The following is a 14421-nucleotide window of genomic DNA, read 5'->3' as shown; positions in this document are numbered from 1 at the left end:
AACTACTGGTTGTGGCTGAGGGCGTTGGACAGCAGGCGCGCCGTGATGTCCACGATGGGTATGACGCGCTCGTAGGCCATGCGGGTCGGACCGATGACGCCCAGCGTGCCCACCACCTTGCCATCCACGCCATACGGCGCGGTGATGACGGAAACGTCTTCCAGGGGCACCAGTTGCGAATCGCCACCGATGTAGATCTGCACGCCCTGCGCCCGGCTGGAGACATCCAGCAACTGCAGCAGGTCGGTCTTTTTCTCGAACAACGAAAACATCTTGCGCAGCCGGTCCATGTCGGACGCGATGTCGGTCACGTCCAGCAGCTTTCGCTCGCCGGAAATGACCACGGCGTCGCCGTCCTCGGCAGCTTCGGCACTGGCCTCGACGGCGGCCTGCATGAGGCGCGAGATGTCTTCGCGCAACTGGGCCAGCTCGGTCGAAAGCGTCTGCCGCACGGCATTGAACGACTTGCCGGCGAAGTGCATGTTGAAGAAGTTGCCGGCCTCCAGCAGTTCGGATTCGGCGTAATCCCGCTGGACGAAGAGAATGCGGTTCTGGACGTCGCCATCGGGCGTCACGATGATCAACAGGACGCGCTTGTCGGACAGGCGGATGAATTCGATCTGGCGGAACACCTGGGCCCGCTTGGGCGTGAGCACCACGCCCGCGAATTGCGTCAGATTCGACAGCAACGCGGCGGCCGCGTTGACGGCGCGAGTGGGTTCGGCGGCAGAGAGCATTTCGCCCATGTTGTGCGGCTGAAGCTGGTACGACTGTACCGACAGCAGCGAATCGACGAACATGCGGTATCCGCGCGGCGTGGGTACACGGCCGGCGGAAGTATGCGGGCTATGGATCAGCCCCAGCTCTTCCAGGTCCGCCATGACGTTGCGGATGGTGGCTGGGGACAAGTCGAAGACTTTAGATAGCGTCCGCGAGCCGACTGGCTGCCCATCGGCGATGTAGCGTTCTATCAACGCTTTCAGTAATGCGCGTGCGCGGTCATCCATAGCGGCTATTTTAGGGAATCTTTTTCGGTTGGGGCGATTTTTGTCCCGCAACCCGATATACGGCCCCATATAATCGGCTAATCGGCCCATTCTGGGTACATTCAGCTTTACGGTTTTGCCCTTTTTCATTTGTACGCAGCCATGCACTTTCCCACCGTCGCCCTGATCGGCAGATACCAGGACACCGGCCTGGACACACCGCTGAGAGCCCTTGCGCACGCGCTGACGCAAGCGGGCCGGCATGTGTTGATCGACGCGGACACGGCGCGCAATACCGGGCTGACCGAATATCCCATCGCCACGCTCGAGGAAATCGGCAAGACCGCCTCGCTGGCCGTGGTCATGGGCGGCGACGGCACCGTGCTGGGCGCCAGCCGCCATCTCGCGCCCTACGGCATGCCGCTGGTCGGCATCAACCACGGGCGCCTGGGCTTCATCACCGACATCGCCTTGCAGGACGCGCACGCAGCGCTTGCCCGGGTGCTCGAGGGCAGCTTCCAGATCGAAGACCGCATGCTGCTCGAAGGCAGCGTATGGCGCGGTGATCAAAAGATGTACTCCGCCTCGGCGCTGAACGACGTGGTCCTGAACCGTGCGGGACGCGGCGGCATGATCGAGGTCCGGGTCGAACTGGACGGCGCCTTCATGTATACCCAGCGTGCCGACGGCCTGATCATCGCCACGCCCACAGGGTCCACCGCCTATGCGCTGTCGGCCAACGGCCCCATTCTGCATCCGGGCATGAACGCCATGGTGCTGGTGCCGGTGGCGCCGCAAACGCTGTCGAACCGCCCCATCGTCATCCCGGACACCGGTGTGCTCAACATGACGCTCACTGCCATGGGCCGCGTCGAAGTCGGCGCCAGTGTGCATTTCGACATGCAGACCTGGTCCGACCTGCAACCGGGCGACCGCATCGTCGTGCAGCGCGCGCCCTACACCATCCGATTCGTGCATCCCGAAGGCTATAGCTTCTTCTCCACCCTGCGCCGCAAGCTGCACTGGAACCTGATGCCCGAAGCCTCCGACAACGTAGAGTAGTTAGCGCCCCCACATGCTGCGCACCCTGCACATCCGCGACTTCGTCATCGTCGAACAGACCGAAATCCATTTCGGACCCGGCTTTACCGTCTTTTCCGGCGAAACCGGCGCCGGCAAATCCATCCTGGTCGATGCGCTGGCCCTCACCCTTGGCGAGCGCGGCGACGCCAGCATGCTGCGCGAAGGCGCAACCCGCGCCGACATCACCGCCGTCTTCGACACCCCCAAGGCCCTGCATGCGTGGCTGGCCGAACGCGAGATCGACGCCGACGACGAACTCTCGCTGCGGCGTGTCATCGATGCGCAAGGCCGCAGCCGCGCTTACATCAACGGCACACCGGCCACCGTGGCGCAGCTGCGCGAACTCGGCGACAGCCTGGTCGACATCCACGGCCAGCACGCGCACCAAAGCCTGATGCGTCCCGATGCCCAGCGCGACCTGCTGGACGCGCACGGCGGCCATGGCGATCTGCGCCAGGCGGTCGGCCAGGCATGGAAGCAATGGCGCGCACTGGCGCGCCAATTGGAATCCGCTGAAAAAGACGCTGAAAGCCTCGCGACAGAACGCGAAAGCCTGCAATGGCGGGTCAATGAACTCGACCAGCTCAACCTCGGGCCGGACGAATGGGAAGCCCTGCAATCCGAGCACACGCGCCTGTCGCATTCGCAATCGCTGCTGGACGGGGCTTCGCAGATCCTTGAAACGCTGGACGGCGAAGGCGACTCCGCGCATCACCGGGTGACGGCCGCAAACCAGCGTCTGCAGCAGATGCTGCGGCACGATCCGGGCCTGAAGGGCGTCCATGACGAACTGGAATCGGCCCGCATCGCCATCAGCGAAGCCGTGTCCGACCTGAACAACTATGTCAGCCGGGTCGAACTTGATCCGAAGCGGCTTGCGGACGTGGAAGCGCGTCTTGGGCTGGTGTTCGAGACCGCCCGCAAGTTCCGCACCGAACCCGACGCGTTGTGCGAATTGCGGGAATCCCTGCATGCAGAGCTGGCGGCCCTGCAGGCCGCCGGCGACATCGACGCGCTGCGCGCCCAGGCGGCTGCGGCGCAGGCGCAATACGACGCAGTCGCCGCCAAGCTCACGACCGCGCGCCGCAAGGTTGCCAAGGATCTGGGCAAGCAGGTCACCCAGGCCATGCAGACGCTCGCAATGCAGGGCGGCCGCTTCGAACCGACGCTCGCGCCGTCCGCGCCCTCCGCACACGGCAGCGAACAGGTCGAATTTCTGGTCGCCGGCCACGCCGGCACTACCCCGCGGCCGCTGGCCAAGGTCGCGTCGGGCGGCGAACTGTCCCGCATCTCGCTTGCGCTATCGGTTATCGCCAGCCGCGCGGCGCGCGTCCCCACGCTGATCTTCGACGAAGTCGACAGCGGCGTGGGCGGCGCGGTCGCCGAATCCGTCGGCAAGCTGCTGCGCGAGCTGGGTGAACGCCATCAGGTGCTGTGCGTCACCCACCTGCCCCAGGTTGCTGCCTGCGCCAACAACCAGTTCCTGGTCAGCAAGGCCGAATCGCGCGGCACCACGCGCTCCAGCATCGAACCGCTGGACGCCCCAGCCCGCGTAGAGGAAATCGCGCGCATGCTGGGCGGCATGAAGCTCACCGCCACCACCCGGGAACACGCGCGCGAAATGCTGGAAGGCTTCGGGCAGACCGCGCCCTGAGTCTGGCCCCGCGTGGGGGCATCCCTCGACCGACGCGCACGCAATGGCCAAATGCAAAAAGCCCCTTCACATCGAAGGGGCTTTGTTTTTCACCTAAGCAGCCGGACGGGCCGGCCGCTAGCCTGCCGAGCTGGGCTTACCGGCCCTTGAGGCAGCTACCGCAGATGCCGTACAGCACCATCGCATGGCTTTCCAGCGCGAAGGCGTTGTCCTTGGCGATCTTCTGCTGGCGCTTTTCGATCTCGGGATCCGAGAACTCGACAACCTTGCCGCAATTGGTGCAGATCAAGTGGTCGTGGTGGTCGCCGTCGTTCAATTCGAAAACGGCCTTGCCGCTGTCGAATTGGCTGCGCGCCAGGATGCCGGCCTGCTCGAACTGGGTCAGCACGCGGTAGACGGTAGCCAGGCCGATCTCGACGTTTTCGCCGATGAGGGCGCGGTAGACGTCTTCGGCGCTCAGGTGCCGTTCACCCGATTTGCGGAAAATATCAAGAATCTTCAGGCGAGGAAAAGTCGCCTTCAAACCCATGTTTTTCAGTTCGCTTTGGTCGCTCATGGTGTAATCGCTCTCCGTCCGCGTTGGCATGGGCAAGGACTGGGGTCACCGCAAGCCGGCTCGCCGAATTCATGCCGCCTCGCGGAACTATCCTGATGAAACCTTTATGATAACGGTTTTGCTTGCTTCCAAATAATAGGGGCGCGTAGTGTCCATGTTTGCACGTATTCCCTCCCGCTCTCTGAAGACCGGTTTGGCCGTCGCCGCCCTGGCCGTCGCCTTGGCGGGCTGCACCTCAAACAAATGGGGCTTCCCTTACAAAGCTCCGGTCCAGCAGGGTAACTGGATCACGCAGGAACAGGTCGCACTGCTCCAGCCCGGCATGACCCGCGAACAAGTCCGCTTCGCACTCGGCAGCCCCACGCTCACCAGCGTGCTGCACGCCAACCGCTGGGACTACCCGTATTACTTCAAGCCCGGTTACGGCAACTCGCAAGAGCGCAAGTTCACCGTCTGGTTCGAAAACGACCGCCTCGTGCGCTGGGAAGGCGACAAGCAGCCTGATCTGCAGCCCTACCAGATCAACACGCCGGATGCCGTTGCCGACGAAAAGGCCGACAAGCGTCTGAATCGGGACGAAGAGCGTATCAAGCAAGAGCAGGACGAACAGAAGCGCGACGCCGATGCGCCCGTCAGCCCGCTCAACCAATACCCAGGCCAGCCGGGCAACGCGCCCGAGCCGCTGCTTTAAACCGAAGGACTTTTTTTATGCGTATTGCTATCGCCGGCGCCAACGGCCGCATGGGCCAGATGCTGATCGAGGCCATCCTGAAGGCCGACGGCCTGGAGCTGGCTGTTGCGCTGGACGTCCCGGGCTCCGCTTCGCTGGGCCGCGATGCCGGCGCCCAGTTGGGCAAGCAGACGGGCGTGGCCATCACGGATGATCTGGACGCCCTTGCCGGCGCCGATTGCCTGATCGACTTCACCCGCCCGGAAGGCACGCTCAAGCACCTGGAAGCCTGCGTCAAGCACGGCGTGAAGGCCGTCATCGGCACCACCGGTTTTGACGACAATGGCCGCGCCGCAATCGAAGTCGCTGCGCAAAAGACCGCCATCGTGTTCGCCCCCAACATGAGCGTGGGCGTCAACGCCACGCTCAAGCTGCTGGACATGGCGGCCCGCATCCTGAACGCCGGCTATGACGTCGAAGTGTTTGAAGCGCACCATCGCAACAAGGTCGACGCGCCTTCGGGCACGGCGCTGAAGATGGGCGAAACGATTGCGTCCGCCTGGGACGTTGCCCTGCCCGACGTCGCCACCTGGAGCCGCCACGGCGACACCGGCGTGCGCAAACCCGGCACCATCGGCTTTTCGGTGCTGCGCGGCGGCGACATCGTCGGCGATCACACCGTGTCGTTCTGCGGCATCGGCGAGCGCATCGAAATCACGCACCGCTCGTCCAGCCGGGCCACCTACGCGGAAGGCGCGCTGCGCGCGGCGCGCTTCCTCGACGGCAAGAGCAACGGTCTGTACGACATGCAGTCGGTGCTGGGCCTCTGATCCGGTTCACGGCGCTAAAAATAAAGGACCCCTCGGGGTCCTTTTTTCATGCCGTGTTGTTGCGGTTCTTTGGGCGCGGCCGGCTAGGTGCGGCCGGCTAGGTGCGGCCGGCTAGGTGCGGCCGGCTAGGCGTGGCCGGCTAGGCGCGGCTGGCTAAGCGCGGCCGGCTAGGTGCGGCCGGCCAGGTCCGGCCGGTCACACCACGACGGGTTCCGGCTCCAGCCGCACGCCATAACGGTCAGCCACGGCGTCCTGCACCGCTCGCGCCAGGCCCATGATGTCCTCGGCCGTGGCGCCGCCTCGATTGATCAGCACGAGCGCCTGGCGATCATGCACACCCGCCGCGCCCAACGCCTTGCCCTTCCAGCCGCATTGATCGATCAGCCAGCCGGCGGCCAGCTTGTAGCGGCCATCGGGCTGCGGATACGACACCAGGCCGGGAAAACGCGCCGCCAGCGCTTCACGCTGCGCAGCCGGCACGATCGGATTCTTGAAGAAGCTGCCCGCATTTCCGGTGACGGCGGGGTCCGGCAGCTTGGCTCGCCGGATCTCGCAAACCGCCTCGAACACGTCGCGCGCGCTGGGCGCTCCGTCCGCCAGCCGCGCATGACGTTGCAGATCGGGATATTCCAGCACCGGCCGCCAGGGGCGCGGCAACGCAAACCGCACGCTTACGATGATCCAGCGGCCAGGTTCATCATGTTTGAACGTGCTGTCGCGGTATGAAAACCTGCACTCGGCCGCCCGCATTTCCACGAAGCGTGCCTCGCGCACATCCCAGGCCGTCAGACTGTGGAACCGCTCCTGCAGCTCGACGCCGTAAGCGCCGATGTTCTGCACCGGCGAGGCGCCGACGGTACCGGGGATCAACGCCAGATTCTCCAGGCCGTCCCATCCCTGCGCCACGCAGGCCGCTACGAATCCGTGCCAGCTCTCGCCGCCCGCGGCTTCGACGATCCATGCGTCCGGCCGCGCCTCCAGCAGACGCACGCCTTCGAACGCGACGCGCGCGACCAAGCCCGGCACACGCTCGGGCAACACCACATTGCTGCCGCCGCCCAACACCAGCAGCGACGGCGCCGCTTGCGCGAGCGCCGACAAGGCCGGCAATTGCGCCGGATCGCGCAGCGCGACGAAGGCGTCGGCCCGGGACGCGAGTCCCAGCGTATTCAGACGAGTAAGGTCCTGCACGGCCGGAGACAACGAATCGGACGGGGGTCCGGCGAAGGAATTTGACATGGATGCTACGTGATGTGCTATAGTTTCTGTCTTCGCTCAGTTTACTTGATTGAGTGCTTGACCCGATTTGAAGTTCGAATCACAGCCTGCATGATCGGCTTGGGACAAGCTCAAAAAATCGTGATAGACTGCGCGCCTTCTGATCGATAACCAAGTTGATCAGAGTGAATAAGAAAAGCGGTTCTGAGCAGTTTGCGGAACCAATGCGGGAGTAGCTCAGTTGGTAGAGCGCAACCTTGCCAAGGTTGAGGTCGCGAGTTCGAGACTCGTCTCCCGCTCCAGATTTTGATGTGCAGCTTTTTCAGTGCTGCAGATCATTGAAAGCAAGGGCCGAAAGGCCCTTTTTTCATGCCTGAAAAGCCAGTTCATGCAGCACATGCGAGCCGGCTTGATGGATGAAAAAATTAATGTATACTCTCGCCTCGCTGATTGGACAGCCGCCAGATTCTTGAAGATTCTTCTTGAAGACTCAAGCGCACAGCCAGCGATGAGGGTATTAGCAAATGCGGGAGTAGCTCAGTTGGTAGAGCGCAACCTTGCCAAGGTTGAGGTCGCGAGTTCGAGACTCGTCTCCCGCTCCAGATTTCGGTCTGCCGTGCAAAGACCCTTAAAAGTATGTACAATCGCTGTCTTTGGTGAACAGCCCTGATACCAAAACAGGCATTCATCAGAACAAGCGAAGGCTTGTAGCTTAGTAGTAATAAGTAGTACCCCAGCAGTACCCCCGCGGGAGTAGCTCAGTTGGTAGAGCGCAACCTTGCCAAGGTTGAGGTCGCGAGTTCGAGACTCGTCTCCCGCTCCAAATACAAAGAGGAAGCATCGGCCAACACCGCGCTTCCTTTTTTCTTGCAAGTGCTGGCGCAATGGCAGAGTGGTTATGCAGCGGATTGCAAATCCGTGTACGTCGGTTCGATTCCGGCTTGCGCCTCCAGCATCTTTTCCCCCTCCCCAGCATCTCGTTACCCATCCCTACGCCCGGTCAGCCGGATGATTGTTATGGTGACCCCGTTTTCATTTGAACGATGAGTCCATGCACAACATCCCGGTATCGCAACCGCGCCGCTTTACTGCCCGCCCCGCTTTCCTGAGCCTGTCCGCCGCCGCGCTGATCGCACTAGCGCCGCTGGCTGCCGAGGCGCATGACAAGCACCATCACCACCGCCACAAGGGCGGCGAGTACAAGGAAAAGTATTGGGATGGCGCCTGCAAGGTCGAGCGCAAGTGGAAGCGCAACGGCGACTACAGCGAAAAGCGCAAATGCCGTGACGACTATGCTTATGGCTACGCACCGCAACCCGTGGCGGTGCCCGTGATGCCGGTGCAACCTGGCATCGTCATCTCGCCCACGATCGTCATCCGCCCCTGAGACCATGGATCAATCGGTAAAGGACGCCCTCACCCGCTGGCCGAATGTGCCGGCTGTCTACGGATGGCTGTCGCTGGATGCGCGCGGCCGCTGGCGCCTTCATCCGCAAGGACAGGCCAATGAGGGCGGGCCGGGCGAGCCGATCACCAATACGCAGATCCTGGAATTCATCAGCCGCAATTACGAACGCGACAACGACGGCCGCTGGTTTTTCCAGAACGGCCCGCAGCGGGTGTTCGTACGTCTGGACGCAGCGCCCTATGTGTTGCGCCTTGCCGATGACAATCGCGGCCTCATCACGCACACGGACGCGTCCGTCCACGCAGTCAGCGCGTGGTGGCTGGATGATGAAGGCCGGCTCTACGCATCGACGCCAATGGGCGCCGGCATCGTGCTGGACCGCGATTTGCAGCCGCTGCTGGAGATGATGCGGACGCAAGCTGGTGCTCCGCTGCTGGACGCGCTGGCCGAACTGGCGGCTAGCCATTCGATGACAGCCGACTGGCCTGACGTGTACGCGGCGGCGCCGCTGCACGCAATCGCGCAGGCGGACATCGCCGCGCGCCTGGGATTTGACCCCGCCCCGCACGCCCCCGCGGCCTGACGGGTCAGCGCAAACTCAGAACATCCCGTTGCTGTGGGCGGCCTTCTCGGGAATCGGTTGCACGGCATCCCAATGCTCGACGATCTTGCCGCCTTCCAGGCGAAAGATGTCGATGATGGCGTTGCCGCGCGTACCCGGCTCGCGCACGGCGTGGACATGCAGGATGACGTAATCGCCATCCGTGAACACGCGCTTGATTTCGCTGTGCGAGGCGGGATACTTGTCGCGCAGGAATGCGATGAATTGCCGGAAGCCCTCGGGGCCGTCGGCCGCGTTGGGATTGTGCTGCACATAACAATCGCCCACGTACTTGAGCGCGGCGTCCGCGTCTTTCTGGTTCAAGCCTTTTTCATAGAACGCCAGGACGGCAGCCTTGTTGGCGGCTTCTTGTTCGGGCGTGGCTTGCGCGGCACAGGCCAGGACGGAAAACAGCAGTGCGGCAAACGTGCGCATGAACATAGGCCGGGACATATCGACTCCAGATAAAAAAAGGCGAAGCCATTCTATGGCCCCGCCTTCGCGCGGGCCACGTCCGGCCCGGTAAACAGATTGATGCGCGTAGCGCTCAGTGGCTTGACGCCGCTATGGCTCAGCGGCGGCCGCTTTTGACCAGCGCGAACTTGCCGTCGCCCAACAGCGCCAGGACGGCAGCCGCCACGGTCAGGAAAATCGGATATTCCCAACCGCCGCCCGGGTTGCCGAAGCCCCAGCCATTGCCAAAATGGACCGTCGACGCCGCGAAGAGCTGCACCACGGCAATCGCAGCGACCCAGCGCGGCACCACGCCCAGGATCAGCAGGATGCCGCCGGCCACTTCGAAAAACGTGACCGGATAGGCCAACCAGCTGGCAAAACCGATCTTGGCGAAGAACTGGGCGGTGCCGGGCAGCGTGAACACCAGCAGCTTGGTCAGGCCATGAGCCAGGAACATCACGCCCAGCGCCACGCGCAAGAGCAACGCAGCATACGGCGCGGTACGGGAATCAATCATTGCAATCATCCTTGTGCAGAAAAGCGAATCGCCCGGAGCAGGCAGATCCTTCATGGGCCGTATTCTTGCGATTCCAAAAACAAAGATAAACATGCAGAATTGCAAATTATTGTTCCTCGATAGGAAACAATCTTGGACACCCATACCGCCATGCAGACCTATGCCAAGGTCGTCGAACTGGGCTCATTCGCGGCAGCCGCCAACAAGATGGGCCAGGCGCGATCCGTGGTGACGCGGCAGATCGCCTATCTGGAGCAGAAGTACGGGGTGCGGTTGCTGAACCGCACGACGCGCAAGCTCAGCATGACGGACGCCGGACGCGCCTTCTACGACCGGGTCCGGCCCATTCTGGCGGAGGTTGCCGACCTGGAGCTGTCGCTGCAGGCGGAAGGCCAGCGGCCCAGCGGACGATTGCGGGTCAGCGCGCCCGTGTCCTTTGGCATCCTGCATCTGGGGCCAGCCATCGCCGAATACCTGCAGCGCTATCCGGACGTGGTAATCGACCTGGACCTGAACGACCGCGTGGTGGATCTGGTCGAGGACGGCTACGACGTTGCGGTGCGCATCGGCCCGCTGGTGGATTCGTCGCTGGTGGCCAGGCCCCTGGCGCCGCAGCAACTGCTGGTCTGCGCAGCGCCGTCGTACCTGGAGCGCCACGGCGCGCCGGCCGTGCCTGAAGACCTGAAGCAGCATCGCTGCCTGCACTACGCCTACGCCAGCACGGGCAACGAATGGCATTTCGAGAAGGACGGCGTGACGCATCTGGTGCGCGTGAACGCGGCGTTGCGGGCCAATAACGGCGACGTGCTGCGCACCGCTGCACTGGCCGGCCACGGCATCATCCTGCAGCCGGAGTTCCTGGTCGGGGATGACATACGCGCCGGACGTCTGACCGCCCTCTTGACCGGCTATGCCCACACGCCGATTTCCATGGTCGCCGTCTACCCGCACCGCCGCTTTCTGTCGCCCAAGGTCCGGTCGTTCGTCGAACACCTGGAAGCGCGGTTCGGCAGCCCCGCGCCCACGCCGCCGGCCCGGCGCGCCACGACCCGCCGCAGCCGGTAGAATCGTACCCATGACCGCCAAATCGCCCCTCGAATACTTCCCCGCCCCGCGCCGTTCCCACTTTTGCAGCCAGTGCGGCTCTCCGGTAAACCGCCGCGTGCCGGAAGGCGATAACCGCGAGCGTGACATCTGTGACCACTGCGGGGCGATCCATTACCAAAATCCGCGGCTGGTGGTCGGGACCGTGCCCGTCTGGGAAAACCGCATCCTGCTCTGCCGCCGCGCGATCGAACCCCGCTACAACACGTGGACCCTGCCCGCCGGCTTCATGGAGCTCGGCGAGAGCACGGCGCAAGGCGCGGCGCGGGAAACGCTGGAAGAGTCGGGCGCCAAAATCCAGTTGGGCGACATCTACACCATCATCGACGTCCCGCAGATCGAGCAGGTGCACGTGTTCTATCTCGCCCAGGCGGTGGGTCCGGAACTGGACCCGGGCCCGGAAAGCCTGGAAGCGCGCTGGTACGACGAATCCGAAATTCCCTGGGACGACCTGGCCTTCCGCACCGTCGCCAGCACCCTGCGCCTGTTCTTTGAGGACCGCAAACGCGGCACCTTCGGCCCGCATCACTACACCCTAGAATCCCACCGTTGAAACTGCCCTGGCTCGCCGCCGACACCCCGTTTCCTCCTGCGGAATTCGCGCTGACGGATCCGGACGGCCTGCTGGCCGCGGGCGCGGACCTGTCGCCGGAACGTCTGACCCAGGCTTATTCCAACGGCATCTTTCCGTGGTACTCGGAAGGCGAGCCCGTGCTTTGGTGGAGTCCGAACCCGCGCATGGTGCTGCCCGTGAAGGACTTTGCGCCGTCGCACTCGCTGCGCAAGCTGCTCCGCCAGATCGCCGCCCGGGAATACGAAGCCACGCCCAGCGTGCAGGTGCGGGTCGACACCGTGTTCCCCCAGGTCATGGCGGCCTGCGCCGCGCCGCGCGACGGCCAGCCGGGCACGTGGATCACCGCTGCCATGCAGGACGCCTACCGGCAGTGGCATGACGCCGGCGTCGTACACAGCATCGAAACCTGGATTGACGGGGAATTGGCGGGCGGACTGTACGGCATCAGCCTGGGACGCATGTTCTTCGGCGAATCCATGTTCACCCGCGTCCCGAACGCCTCGAAGATCGCGCTCGCGCATCTGGTTCGCTACCTGGACGCGCAGGGCGTCGAATGGATCGATTGCCAGCAGCAGACGCGGCATCTGGCCAGCATGGGCGCGGCTCCCGTGCCACGGGAACACTTTCTGCGGCATGTTCGGCAAGCCACTCAACAGCCCGGCATTCCGTGGTCACGCGGCCGGCTGGACACGCGCGGGCAGCTGCATCCGGATACACCCGAGGGGACGGATTGCAGCCCGAGTTAAGCGTTAATATGGAGCCACTCCCGTCCCGGGTTTGCCGCCTATACGCGGGATATCCGATACGCCAGCTCCCATGAGCCAGCTCCAATGAGCCAGCTGAAAGAACTTCCCTTCTCCACGCTGCAGTTCTACGCAACCGCCCCCTACCCTTGCAGTTATCTGCCGGGTCGCCAGGCCCGGTCGCAGGTTGCCGCGCCCGGGCATCTGATCAACGCGGGCACGTATTCCCAATTGGTGGAACAAGGCTTTCGCCGCAGCGGTCTATTTACCTATCGTCCCCATTGCGACAACTGCCAGGCCTGCATTCCCGTACGCGTGGATACGGCCGGATTCGCCCCCAACCGCAGCCAGCGCCGTGCGTGGCGCGATCATCAGCATCTGCAGTCGTTCGTCGCGGAGCTGGCATGGTCGCCGGAACACTACCGGCTCTATACCCGGTATCAGCAGGGCCGGCATCCGGGCGGCGGCATGGACGAGGACAGCCGCACGCAGTACGCGCAGTTCCTCTTGACCAGCCGCGTCAACACCCGGCTGGTCGAGTTCCGCAACGCCGAGGGTGTGCTGGTGATGGTCTCCATCATCGACGTGCTGGACGACGGCCTGTCGTCGGTCTACACGTTCTATGACCCGGACATCGCCGATGGCCTGGGCACGTACAGCATTCTCTGGCAGGTAGAACAGTGCCGCGCGCTGAACCTGCCGTGGCTCTATCTGGGCTACTGGATCGCGGACAGCCGCAAAATGTCCTACAAATCGGCCTTCCGTCCGGCGCAGTTCCTGGTCGACGGGGAATGGCGCGACAGTCCCGAGCGCCCGTCCGCCTGAATCTGTTGCGGCGTCGTTTGCAATCGACGGGGACGGAGCAAATCGCTCTACAATCCCGGCCCATGTCTATCCTCTTCCACGCCTATCCCCTGGCCCGCCCGGCGCTCTTCGCCATGGACGCGGAAACCGCCCACGAAGTCACCCTCTCGGGCCTGCAGCGCGCCTATGAATGCGGCGCCACGCGCAAACTCATGCACGCGCAGCCCAAGGCGCCCTGCACGCTGATGGGGATGCAGCTGGCCAACCCGATCGGGCTGGCCGCCGGCCTGGACAAGAACGGCGCCTACATCGACGCGCTGGGCAACCTGGGTTTTGGCTTTATCGAGGTCGGCACGGTGACGCCGCGCGCGCAACCCGGCAACCCCAAGCCGCGCATGTTCCGCCTGCCGCGCGCCAATGCGCTGATCAACCGGCTGGGCTTCAACAATCAGGGGCTCGACGCCTTTCTTGCCAACGTGCAGCGCAGCACGTGGCGCAAGCAAGGCGGGATCCTGGGGCTGAACATCGGCAAGAACGCGGACACGCCCATCGAACGGGCCGCCGACGACTACCTGATCGGCCTGGACGGCGTGTACCCGCATGCCGACTACGTCACCGTGAATATCTCGTCGCCCAACACCAAGAACCTGCGTGCGCTGCAAAGCGGCGACGAGCTTTCTGCGCTGCTCGCGCAGCTGGCCGACAAGCGCCGCGCGCTGGAAGACCAGCACCAGCGCCGGGTCCCGATGGCGGTGAAGATCGCGCCGGACCTGTCACAGGAAGAAATCGACGCCATCGCCGAGATCCTTCCACGCCACGGCATCGATGGCGTCATCGCCACCAACACCACGCTGTCGCGCGACGCGGTGAAGGGCCAGGCCCACGCGGAGGAGGCTGGCGGCCTGTCCGGCGCGCCCGTGCATCAACTGTCGCTGGCGGTGATCCGCCGCCTGAAGGAACGGCTGGGCAATAGCCTGGCCATCATCGGCGTGGGCGGCGTGCTGTCCGGACGGGAAGCCCGCGAAAAGATGGAAGCCGGCGCCGACGCGGTGCAGCTCTACACGGGCCTCATCTACCGTGGCCCCGGGCTGGTCGGCGAATGCGTACGCGCCGTTGCGTCCCGCTGACGGCCGATAAAGACAAAAAACGCAGGCAAAAAAAGGGGCCACCCTGTGGGTGGCCCTAATTCCAGCTCTGCTCTGTCACTCAACAGTACT

General features: G+C 63.9%; 16 protein-coding genes and 4 tRNA genes. 15 read left to right on the top strand and 5 right to left on the bottom strand.

The window, feature by feature from the left end; translation table 11 throughout:
* Nucleotides 1–2: 2 nt before the first annotated feature.
* The gene (gene hrcA / locus AC6CIE_RS09915) at nt 3–1007 is read right to left on the bottom strand and encodes a heat-inducible transcriptional repressor HrcA (protein ID WP_062840377.1); all 1005 of its coding nucleotides are present in this window, start codon (nt 1005–1007) and stop codon (nt 3–5) included.
* A 141-nt stretch (nt 1008–1148) separates the two neighbouring features.
* Between hrcA and AC6CIE_RS09910 the strand changes: the two genes are divergently transcribed.
* Both AC6CIE_RS09910 and recN read left to right on the top strand, forming a co-directional pair.
* A complete protein-coding gene (locus tag AC6CIE_RS09910) occupies nt 1149–2048 on the top strand; it encodes an NAD kinase (RefSeq protein WP_105237577.1) in 900 nt (299 codons plus the stop codon).
* A gap of 13 nt (nt 2049–2061) precedes the next feature.
* On the top strand, nt 2062–3723 hold the full coding sequence (recN, locus tag AC6CIE_RS09905; RefSeq protein ID WP_175123165.1) for a DNA repair protein RecN: 1662 nt from the start codon (nt 2062–2064) through the stop codon (nt 3721–3723).
* 136 nt (nt 3724–3859) lie between these two features.
* Here recN and fur read toward each other — a convergent pair whose 3' ends face one another.
* On the bottom strand, nt 3860–4279 hold the full coding sequence (gene fur, locus AC6CIE_RS09900) for a ferric iron uptake transcriptional regulator (protein ID WP_056321269.1): 420 nt from the start codon (nt 4277–4279) through the stop codon (nt 3860–3862).
* 154 nt (nt 4280–4433) lie between these two features.
* Here fur and AC6CIE_RS09895 point away from each other — a divergent pair, with 154 nt between their 5' ends.
* Nucleotides 4434–4970 carry an outer membrane protein assembly factor BamE gene (locus tag AC6CIE_RS09895; protein WP_175137203.1) on the top strand — a complete coding sequence of 179 codons (537 nt, stop codon included), beginning with the start codon at nt 4434–4436 and terminating at the stop codon, nt 4968–4970.
* 17 nt (nt 4971–4987) lie between these two features.
* The gene (gene dapB / locus AC6CIE_RS09890) at nt 4988–5779 is read left to right on the top strand and encodes a 4-hydroxy-tetrahydrodipicolinate reductase (protein ID WP_175123167.1); all 792 of its coding nucleotides are present in this window, start codon (nt 4988–4990) and stop codon (nt 5777–5779) included.
* Between the two features lie 195 nt (nt 5780–5974).
* Here dapB and murB read toward each other — a convergent pair whose 3' ends face one another.
* Nucleotides 5975–7018 carry a UDP-N-acetylmuramate dehydrogenase gene (murB, locus tag AC6CIE_RS09885; RefSeq protein WP_498092171.1) on the bottom strand — a complete coding sequence of 348 codons (1044 nt, stop codon included), beginning with the start codon at nt 7016–7018 and terminating at the stop codon, nt 5975–5977.
* 205 nt (nt 7019–7223) lie between these two features.
* Here murB and AC6CIE_RS09880 point away from each other — a divergent pair.
* From AC6CIE_RS09880 to AC6CIE_RS09855, 6 genes are all read left to right on the top strand, one after another.
* Nucleotides 7224–7299, top strand: a tRNA-Gly gene (locus AC6CIE_RS09880).
* A gap of 224 nt (nt 7300–7523) precedes the next feature.
* Nucleotides 7524–7599 (top strand) — tRNA-Gly (locus AC6CIE_RS09875).
* Nucleotides 7600–7744: 145 nt separating this feature from the next.
* Nucleotides 7745–7820 (top strand) — tRNA-Gly (locus AC6CIE_RS09870).
* A 55-nt stretch (nt 7821–7875) separates the two neighbouring features.
* A tRNA-Cys gene (locus AC6CIE_RS09865) sits at nt 7876–7949 on the top strand.
* Between the two features lie 99 nt (nt 7950–8048).
* The gene (locus AC6CIE_RS09860; protein WP_175123169.1) at nt 8049–8384 is read left to right on the top strand and encodes a hypothetical protein; all 336 of its coding nucleotides are present in this window, start codon (nt 8049–8051) and stop codon (nt 8382–8384) included.
* A gap of 4 nt (nt 8385–8388) precedes the next feature.
* Nucleotides 8389–8988 (top strand): DUF2946 family protein, encoded by a 600-nt coding sequence (locus AC6CIE_RS09855; RefSeq protein WP_498092170.1) that lies wholly within the window; start codon nt 8389–8391, stop codon nt 8986–8988.
* A gap of 15 nt (nt 8989–9003) precedes the next feature.
* On the opposite strand, the gene AC6CIE_RS09850 is transcribed toward AC6CIE_RS09855, so the two are convergent.
* Together AC6CIE_RS09850 and AC6CIE_RS09845 are read right to left on the bottom strand one after the other, a co-directional pair.
* On the bottom strand, nt 9004–9459 hold the full coding sequence (locus AC6CIE_RS09850; RefSeq protein ID WP_498092169.1) for a nuclear transport factor 2 family protein: 456 nt from the start codon (nt 9457–9459) through the stop codon (nt 9004–9006).
* A gap of 118 nt (nt 9460–9577) precedes the next feature.
* On the bottom strand, nt 9578–9979 hold the full coding sequence (locus tag AC6CIE_RS09845; RefSeq protein ID WP_105237569.1) for a DoxX family protein: 402 nt from the start codon (nt 9977–9979) through the stop codon (nt 9578–9580).
* A gap of 132 nt (nt 9980–10111) precedes the next feature.
* On the opposite strand from AC6CIE_RS09845, the gene AC6CIE_RS09840 reads away from it, so the two are divergent.
* From AC6CIE_RS09840 to AC6CIE_RS09820, 5 genes are all read left to right on the top strand, one after another.
* The gene (locus tag AC6CIE_RS09840) at nt 10112–11044 is read left to right on the top strand and encodes a LysR substrate-binding domain-containing protein (protein WP_495602185.1); all 933 of its coding nucleotides are present in this window, start codon (nt 10112–10114) and stop codon (nt 11042–11044) included.
* Nucleotides 11045–11054: 10 nt separating this feature from the next.
* The gene (locus tag AC6CIE_RS09835; RefSeq protein WP_175123172.1) at nt 11055–11636 is read left to right on the top strand and encodes an NUDIX hydrolase; all 582 of its coding nucleotides are present in this window, start codon (nt 11055–11057) and stop codon (nt 11634–11636) included.
* Complete coding sequence (gene aat / locus AC6CIE_RS09830) at nt 11633–12403, top strand: leucyl/phenylalanyl-tRNA--protein transferase (protein WP_175137198.1); 771 nt, start codon at nt 11633–11635, stop codon at nt 12401–12403. The genes AC6CIE_RS09835 and aat overlap by 4 nt, the downstream gene beginning before the upstream one ends.
* Before the next feature lie 84 nt (nt 12404–12487).
* Nucleotides 12488–13225 (top strand): arginyltransferase, encoded by a 738-nt coding sequence (locus tag AC6CIE_RS09825; RefSeq protein WP_498092168.1) that lies wholly within the window; start codon nt 12488–12490, stop codon nt 13223–13225.
* A 62-nt stretch (nt 13226–13287) separates the two neighbouring features.
* A complete protein-coding gene (locus AC6CIE_RS09820) occupies nt 13288–14331 on the top strand; it encodes a quinone-dependent dihydroorotate dehydrogenase (protein ID WP_498092167.1) in 1044 nt (347 codons plus the stop codon).
* The last annotated feature ends 90 nt before the right edge of the window (nt 14332–14421 follow it).

Source organism: Achromobacter sp. GQ309 (assembly GCF_059759315.1).
The sequence above is the reverse complement of the archived record's forward strand: the minus strand, read 5'-3'. Positions and strand labels throughout refer to the sequence as shown.